This window comes from Mesorhizobium sp. M7A.F.Ca.ET.027.03.2.1, assembly GCF_003999175.1.
Classification (GTDB): domain Bacteria; phylum Pseudomonadota; class Alphaproteobacteria; order Rhizobiales; family Rhizobiaceae; genus Mesorhizobium.
In genome coordinates this window covers 1-6,781 of record NZ_RZOM01000230.1, presented here as the reverse complement: position 1 = coordinate 6,781, position 6,781 = coordinate 1, and the positions used below count along the sequence as shown (strand labels likewise).

Sequence of the window (6,781 nt, the reverse complement as noted above, 5' to 3'; positions counted from 1 at the left end):
GGCCATGCACTGGGCGGCGGGCTGGAGCTGGCTGTGGCTTGTGATTTTCGCGTGGCGGAAACACAGGTGAAACTGGGCTTCCCCGAAACCTCGATCGGTGTCGTACCCGGCTGGTCGGGCACGCAGCGCGCCGTGCGCCGCTTCGGCGCGCAGACGGTGCGCCGCATGGCGCTCGGCGGCGAGATCTTTCTCGCCCCCGAGGCACTCGCTCTGGGCATCGTCGACCGGGTGGTCGCGACTGGCAAGGCATACGACGAAACAAGGGCGTGGGCGGAAAAGATCGCCGAGCGCGGCCCGCTGGCGACCGAAGCCGCCAAGCTGATGATCGCGGTCGCCGAAGGCGAGGAAAGTGCCGCCGCCACCGAAGCGCTGGCCAGCGGCTTCATCGCCCTGACCGGAGATCTCAAGGCCGGCGTCGACGCCTTCAAGGCCAAGCAGAAGCCGGCCTTTTCGAGATCCTAGAGGAAAACAGATGAACGCCCCACTCAAGATCGCCATGCCGGCCGAGGCGTCCGCGGCGCCGAAAGCGTACAGACTGCTGATCGACGGCAAGCATGTCGATGCCCGCGACGGCCGCACGATTGCTCGAAATAGTCCCGGCCACGGCTTCACCGTCTCGCACTACGCACAGGCCGGCGTGGCCGAAGTGGAAGCCGCTGTGCAGGCCGCCCACAAGGCGTTCGAGACCGGTCCATGGCCCCGGATGAAGGCGGCCGAGCGTGCCGCGATCCTGCTCAAGGCGGCCGACTTGATCGAGGCGCGGCTGGAAGAGATCGCCCGGCTCGATGCACTGGAATCGGGCAAGCCGATCGCCCAGGCGCGCGGCGAGATCGGCGGCGCCGTCGACATTTGGCGCTATGCCGCCTCGCTTGCCCGCACGCTGCATGGTGAATCCTACGCCAATCTCGGCGATGCCATGCTGGGCGTCGTCCTGCGCGAGCCGATCGGCGTCGTCTCGATCATCACCCCATGGAATTTCCCGTTCCTGATCGTCAGCCAGAAACTGCCCTTCGCGCTCGCCGCCGGCTGCACGGCGGTGGTCAAGCCTAGCGAAATGACCTCGGCCTCGACCTTCGTGCTCGGCGATATCCTGATGCAGGCCGGCCTGCCCGCCGGCGTCGTCAATATCCTGGCCGGGCTTGGCGCCGATGTCGGTGCGCCGATGGTCAGCCACCCGCTGGTCGAGATGGTCTCGTTCACCGGCTCCACCCGCGTTGGCAAGATGACGATGGCGTCCGCCGCGCAGTCGCTGAAGAAAGTCTCGATGGAGCTCGGCGGCAAGAACGGCCAGATCGTCTTCCCGGACGCCGACCTCGAAGCGGCCGCCGATGCGGCGGTGTTCGGCGGCTTCTTCAATGCCGGCGAGTGCTGCAATGCCGGGAGCCGGCTGATCGTTCACGAGGCGATCGCCGACGATTTTCTCAGCACCGTCAAGGCGCTTACCGCCAGGGTCACGGTCGGCGATCCGCTCGATGACCAAACCAAGGTCGGCGCGATGATCTCGTCCGACCATCTGAAGAAGGTGGCGGGCTATGTTTCTGCCGCTGAAGGCGACGGCAGCCAGGTTTACAGCGGAGGCAAGCAATTGGCCTCCAATGTCGGCCAATACCTCGATCCCACCATCATCCGCGGCGTTACCGAGGAGATGGCCATAGCGCGCGAGGAAGTGTTCGGTCCGGTGCTCTCGGTGCTGACTTTTGAATCGATTGAAAAGGCGTTGCACATCGCCAACAACACGCCCTATGGTTTGTCGGCGGGCGTGTGGAGCGCCAGCATCGACACTTGCATGTCGGTGGCGCGTGGAGTGCGTTCGGGAACCGTTTGGGTGAACACATTCATGGAAGGTTATCCCGAGCTGCCGTTCGGAGGCTACAAGCAGTCCGGTCTCGGACGCGAACTCGGCAAACGCGCCGTCGAGGACTATACCGAGGAAAAGACAATCCAGTTTCATCGCGGCCTGCGCACCGGGTGGTGGGTCGGCTGAGTTGAGAAGAACCCGGTGGGCTTCACCGGTCGTGTAATGCAACAAGGGAGGTAGTACATGTTGCGCAAACTGCTTATCGGAACCGCTCTCGCATCCGGCCTGGCTTTCGCGGCCCACGCCGAGGACGTCAAGGAAGTGCAGATGCTGCATTGGTGGACGTCGGGCGGCGAAGCGGCTGCTCTCAACGTCCTTAAGGGCGACCTGGCCAAGGAAGGCTATGCCTGGAAGGACGTGCCGGTGGCCGGCGGCGGCGGCGATGCCGCCATGACCGCGCTGAAGGCGATGGTCGCGGCCGGCAATTATCCGACCGCCTCGCAGATGCTCGGCTATACCGTGCTCGACTACGCCGCTGCCGGCGTCATGGGCGACCTGACCGAAACGGCGAAGAAGGAAGGCTGGGACAAGTCCGTTCCGGCAGCCCTGCAGAAGTTTTCGGTCTATGACGGCAAGTGGGTCGCGGCGCCGGTCAACGTTCACTCGGTCAACTGGCTGTGGATCAACAAGGCCGTCCTGGACAAGATCGGCGGCACCGAGCCGAAGACCTTCGACGACTTCGTTGCCCTGCTCGACAAGGCCAAGGCGGCAGGGGTGATCCCGCTCGCTCTCGGCGGCCAGAACTGGCAGGAAGCCACCATGTTCGACTCGGTCGTGCTGTCGACCGGCGGACCTGAGTTCTACAAGAAGGCCTTCAACGACCTCGATGACGCATCCCTGAAGTCCGACACGATGAAGAAGTCGTTCGACAATTTGGCCAAGCTCGTCACCTATGTCGACCCCAACTTCTCCGGCCGCGACTGGAACCTTGCCACCGCCATGGTCATCAAGGGCGACGCCCTGGTGCAGGTCATGGGCGACTGGGCCAAGGGCGAGTTCAACGCCGCCAAGAAAACGCCGGGCACCGACTTCCTGTGCTATCGCTTCCCGGGCACCGACGGCTCGGTGATCTACAACTCCGACATGTTCGGCATGTTCAACGTTCCGGACGACCGCAAGGCCGCCCAGGTTGCGCTGGCCACCGCCACCCTGTCGAAGAGCTTCCAGTCGGCCTTCAACGTCGTCAAGGGTTCGGTCCCGGCCCGTACCGACGTTCCGGACACCGACTTCGACGCTTGCGGCAAGAAGGGCATCGCCGACCTGAAGGCAGCCAACGAAGGCGGCACGCTGTTCGGCTCGCTGGCCCAGGGCTATGGCGCGCCTCCGGCGGTCGCCAATGCCTACAAGGATGTCGTCTCCAAATTCGTCCATGGTCAGATCAAGACCTCGGACGAAGCCGTGACCGAGCTGGTCAAGGCGATCGACGACGCCAAGTAAGCGCCACGCGCCAAAACGCCTTCCCCGCTCCGGCGGGGAAGGCCCAGATCCGCGAACTTAGATCCGCGAAGCTGGTTGGCCGCGAGTCGACGGGAGGAAGCCCCATGAGCACGGTAGCGACAAGCCAGATCAAGCTGACGCCGGAGCATGCGCGGCCACGCGCCTCGGTGCGCTCACGCCTGCAGGACGCATTGCCGAAGATCGTGCTGGCGCCGAGCTTCGCCATCACCATCGTCTTCGTCTACGGCTTCATCCTGTGGACGATCTATCTGTCCTTCACCAACTCCAAGACCTTTCCATCCTATGTCCTGACCGGCTCGCGCGCCTATCAGCGGCTGTGGGGCTGGACCTTCGACACAGACCCGCCCTCGAGTTGGTACACGTCGATCACCAATATGGGTATTTTCGGTTTCCTCTACATCGCAATCTGCCTGGCGCTCGGCCTGTTCCTGGCCATCCTGCTCGACCAGAAGATCCGCGGCGAAGGCGTGCTGAGGCCGATCTATCTCTACCCGATGGCGCTGTCCTTCATCGTCACCGGCGTCGCCTGGAAATGGTTCCTCGATCCCGGCCTCGGCCTCGAGCAGACCTTGCATCAATGGGGCTGGACGAGCTTCCATTTCGACTGGATCAAGAACAAGGATTTCGTCATCTACACGGTGGTCATTGCCGGCGTCTGGCAGGCCTCCGGCTTCATCATGGCGATGTTCCTGGCCGGCCTGCGCGGCATCGACGGCGAGATCATGAAGGCGGCGCAGATCGACGGCGCCACCACCTTCCAGCTCTACCGCCGCATCGTCATCCCGCTGCTGCGGCCGATCTTCCTGTCGGCTTTCATCGTACTCGCGCACCTCGCCATCAAGTCCTACGATCTGGTCGTTGCGCTGACCAGCGGCGGCCCCGGCGGCTCGGCCTGGCTGCCCTCCAACTTCATGTATGAGTACACGTTCAAGCGCAACGAAATGGCCGTCGGCTCGGCCAGTGCGGTGATCATGCTGATGACCATCGTCGCAATCATCGTGCCCTATCTCTATTCGGAACTGCGAGAGAAGCCGCGATGAGCGCCGTCACCACTCCCGCCCGCCAGGCCTCTGGCGGCGTCAACGTCAAGGTTATCAACCGCATCGTCATCTACGGGCTGCTGGCGCTGTTTGCGCTATTTTATCTGATGCCGCTGTTCGTCATGCTGGTGACCTCGTTCAAGACCATGGACGAGATCCAGAACGGCAACATGCTGGCGCTGCCCAGGGCACCGACCTTCGATCCCTGGCTGAAGGCCTGGGGCGAGACCTGCGTCGGCCTCACCTGCGCCGGCATCAAGGGCTATTTCTGGAACTCCATCAAGATGGTGGTCCCGGCCGTGCTGATCTCGACGATGCTCGGAGCGCTGAATGGCTACGTGCTGACCAAATGGCGTTTCCGCGGGGCAACGCTGGTGTTCGGGCTGATGCTGTTCGCCTGCTTCATTCCGTTCCAGTCGGTGCTGCTGCCGATGGCGACCATCCTCGGCAGCCTTGGCCGCTTCGGCGTCACGCTGCAGAATGCAACGGGAACCAGCTTTGGCCTCGGCAACCCGACGGTCAACCTCGTCTTCGTCCACGTCGTCTACGGCATCGGCTTCACCACGCTGTTCTTCCGCAACTACTACGAGGCGTTCCCCACCGAACTGGTCAAAGCGGCACAGGTCGACGGCGCGTCCTTCTTCCAGATCTTCCGCCGCATCATGCTGCCGAACTCGATGCCGATCTTCGTCGTCACGGTGATCTACCAGTTCACCAACATCTGGAACGACTTCCTGTTCGCCTCGGCTTACGCCGGCACCGGCGACGCGATGCCTATGACGGTGGCGCTCAACAACGTCGTCAACACGTCGACCGGCGTCGTCGAATACAACGTCAACATGGCCGCCGCGATGATCGCGGCACTGCCCACCCTTCTCGTCTATGTGCTCGCCGGCCGCTATTTCGTGCGCGGTCTGATGGCGGGCGCCGTCAAAGGATAATCCGATGGCTTTTCTGGAAATTGATGGTTTGAGGAAGCGCTTCGGCCAGGTCGAGATCCTGAAGGGGATCGATGTCGAGCTCGAGAAAGGCGGCTTCCTGGTGCTGGTCGGCCCTTCCGGCTGCGGCAAGTCGACCTTGCTCAACACCATCGCCGGCCTGGAGACGATCACCTCGGGCGAAATCCGTGTCGACGGCCGCACCATCAACGATCTGCACCCCTCCAAGCGCGACATCGCCATGGTTTTCCAGAGCTACGCGCTCTACCCCAACATGACGGTGGCCGGAAACATCTCCTTCGGCATGGAGATGCGCGGCGTGCCGGCGGCGGAGCGCCAGAAGGCGATCGACAAGGTGGCCAAGGTGCTGCAGATCGGCCACCTCTTGCAGCGCAAGCCGAGCCAACTATCCGGCGGCCAGCGCCAGCGCGTCGCCATGGGCCGGGCGCTGGTGCGCGATCCCAAACTGTTCCTGTTCGACGAGCCGCTGTCCAACCTCGATGCCAAGCTGCGCGTCGACATGCGCATCGAGATCAAGCGCCTGCATGCCACCACTGGCACCACCATCGTCTACGTTACCCACGACCAGATCGAGGCGATGACGCTGGCGACCAAGATCGCGGTCATGCGCGATGGCGAGGTGCAGCAGTTCGGCACCCCGGCCGAAATCTACAACAACCCGACCAACCTCTTCGTCGCCGACTTCATGGGCTCGCCTGCGATGAACCTGATCCCGGCGACGATCGGCACGTCAGGCAACGCGCTGTCCGTCGTGCTGCAGCGCGAAGCGCGAGAGCCGATCTCGCTGCCGATGGCCAATGCACCGGCCGGCCTGTCGGCATTCCAGGGCAAGCCGATCATCTTCGGTGTCCGCCCCGAAGCCCTGACCGATCCGGAAGGTGCCGAGCGCAACGCCTCGCACATCGCCACCGCCGACTGTCACATCGAGGTCGTCGAACCGGCCGGCTCGGACACTTTCGCCGTCACCAATCTCGGCGGCAAGGGCGTGGTGGCGCGGCTGCGCGCCGACGCCAACATCCAGCCGGGTACCAACACGCCGCTTGCCTTCAACTTGACCAAGGCGGTGTTCTTCGATCCGGCGACCGAGACCCGTATTCGCTAATGTATGTCGCCCAAAAGTGGATCCGGTTTTGGGGCAACGACATGCATCAAAACAAAAAACTAAAGCGCGTCGGGACGCGATTTAGGCCATGACAAATCCGGACATCGTCATCATCGGCTCCGGCATTGGCGGCGCCACGATCGCTTCCGGCCTTGCCGGCAGCGGCGCCTCGATCCTGATGCTGGAGCGCGGCGAGCCGTTGCCGGCGACGCCGCACGCGCGCGACACGCGCTCGATCTTCGTCGACGGCCATTACAGGCCGAAGGAGATGTGGCGTGAGGCCGGCGGCGCCGCCTTCAATCCCGGCAATTATTACTATGTCGGCGGCAATTCGAAGTTCTATGGCGCGGTGCTGATCCGCTAC

General features: G+C 63.4%; 6 protein-coding genes and 1 pseudogene. All 7 read left to right on the top strand.

The annotated features are described in order from the left end of the window. Positions 1-462 (top strand): enoyl-CoA hydratase/isomerase family protein (locus tag EN750_RS12635; RefSeq protein WP_145967607.1); only part of this gene is annotated, 462 nt, incomplete at its 5' end. 10 nt (positions 463-472) lie between these two features. After that, positions 473-1,984, top strand: a complete 1,512-nt coding sequence (locus EN750_RS12630; protein ID WP_127396617.1) for an aldehyde dehydrogenase family protein — start codon at positions 473-475, stop codon at positions 1,982-1,984. Positions 1,985-2,041: 57 nt separating this feature from the next. Further along, entirely contained in the window at positions 2,042-3,295 is a 1,254-nt protein-coding gene (locus EN750_RS12625) for an ABC transporter substrate-binding protein (protein ID WP_032900903.1), read from the top strand. A gap of 104 nt (positions 3,296-3,399) precedes the next feature. Next, positions 3,400-4,356 (top strand): sugar ABC transporter permease, encoded by a 957-nt coding sequence (locus EN750_RS12620; protein ID WP_024502750.1) that lies wholly within the window; start codon positions 3,400-3,402, stop codon positions 4,354-4,356. Further along, positions 4,353-5,297 (top strand): carbohydrate ABC transporter permease, encoded by a 945-nt coding sequence (locus EN750_RS12615; protein WP_023810088.1) that lies wholly within the window; start codon positions 4,353-4,355, stop codon positions 5,295-5,297. The genes EN750_RS12620 and EN750_RS12615 overlap by 4 nt, the downstream gene beginning before the upstream one ends. Positions 5,298-5,301: 4 nt before the next feature. Then, the gene (locus EN750_RS12610; RefSeq protein WP_027037612.1) at positions 5,302-6,417 is read left to right on the top strand and encodes an ABC transporter ATP-binding protein; all 1,116 of its coding nucleotides are present in this window, start codon (positions 5,302-5,304) and stop codon (positions 6,415-6,417) included. 88 nt (positions 6,418-6,505) lie between these two features. Then, positions 6,506-6,781, top strand: a pseudogene (locus EN750_RS12600) (GMC family oxidoreductase); the annotation flags it as partial.

Excerpts from the sequence above, each read along its gene's own strand:
- EN750_RS12630 (WP_127396617.1), top strand. The coding sequence starts at position 473 with ATGAACGCCCCACTCAAGATCGCCATGCCGGCCGAGGCGTCCGCGGCG.
- EN750_RS12625 (WP_032900903.1), top strand. The coding sequence starts at position 2,042 with ATGTTGCGCAAACTGCTTATCGGAACCGCTCTCGCATCCGGCCTGGCT.
- EN750_RS12620 (WP_024502750.1), top strand. The coding sequence starts at position 3,400 with ATGAGCACGGTAGCGACAAGCCAGATCAAGCTGACGCCGGAGCATGCG.
- EN750_RS12615 (WP_023810088.1), top strand. The coding sequence starts at position 4,353 with ATGAGCGCCGTCACCACTCCCGCCCGCCAGGCCTCTGGCGGCGTCAAC.
- EN750_RS12610 (WP_027037612.1), top strand. The coding sequence starts at position 5,302 with ATGGCTTTTCTGGAAATTGATGGTTTGAGGAAGCGCTTCGGCCAGGTC.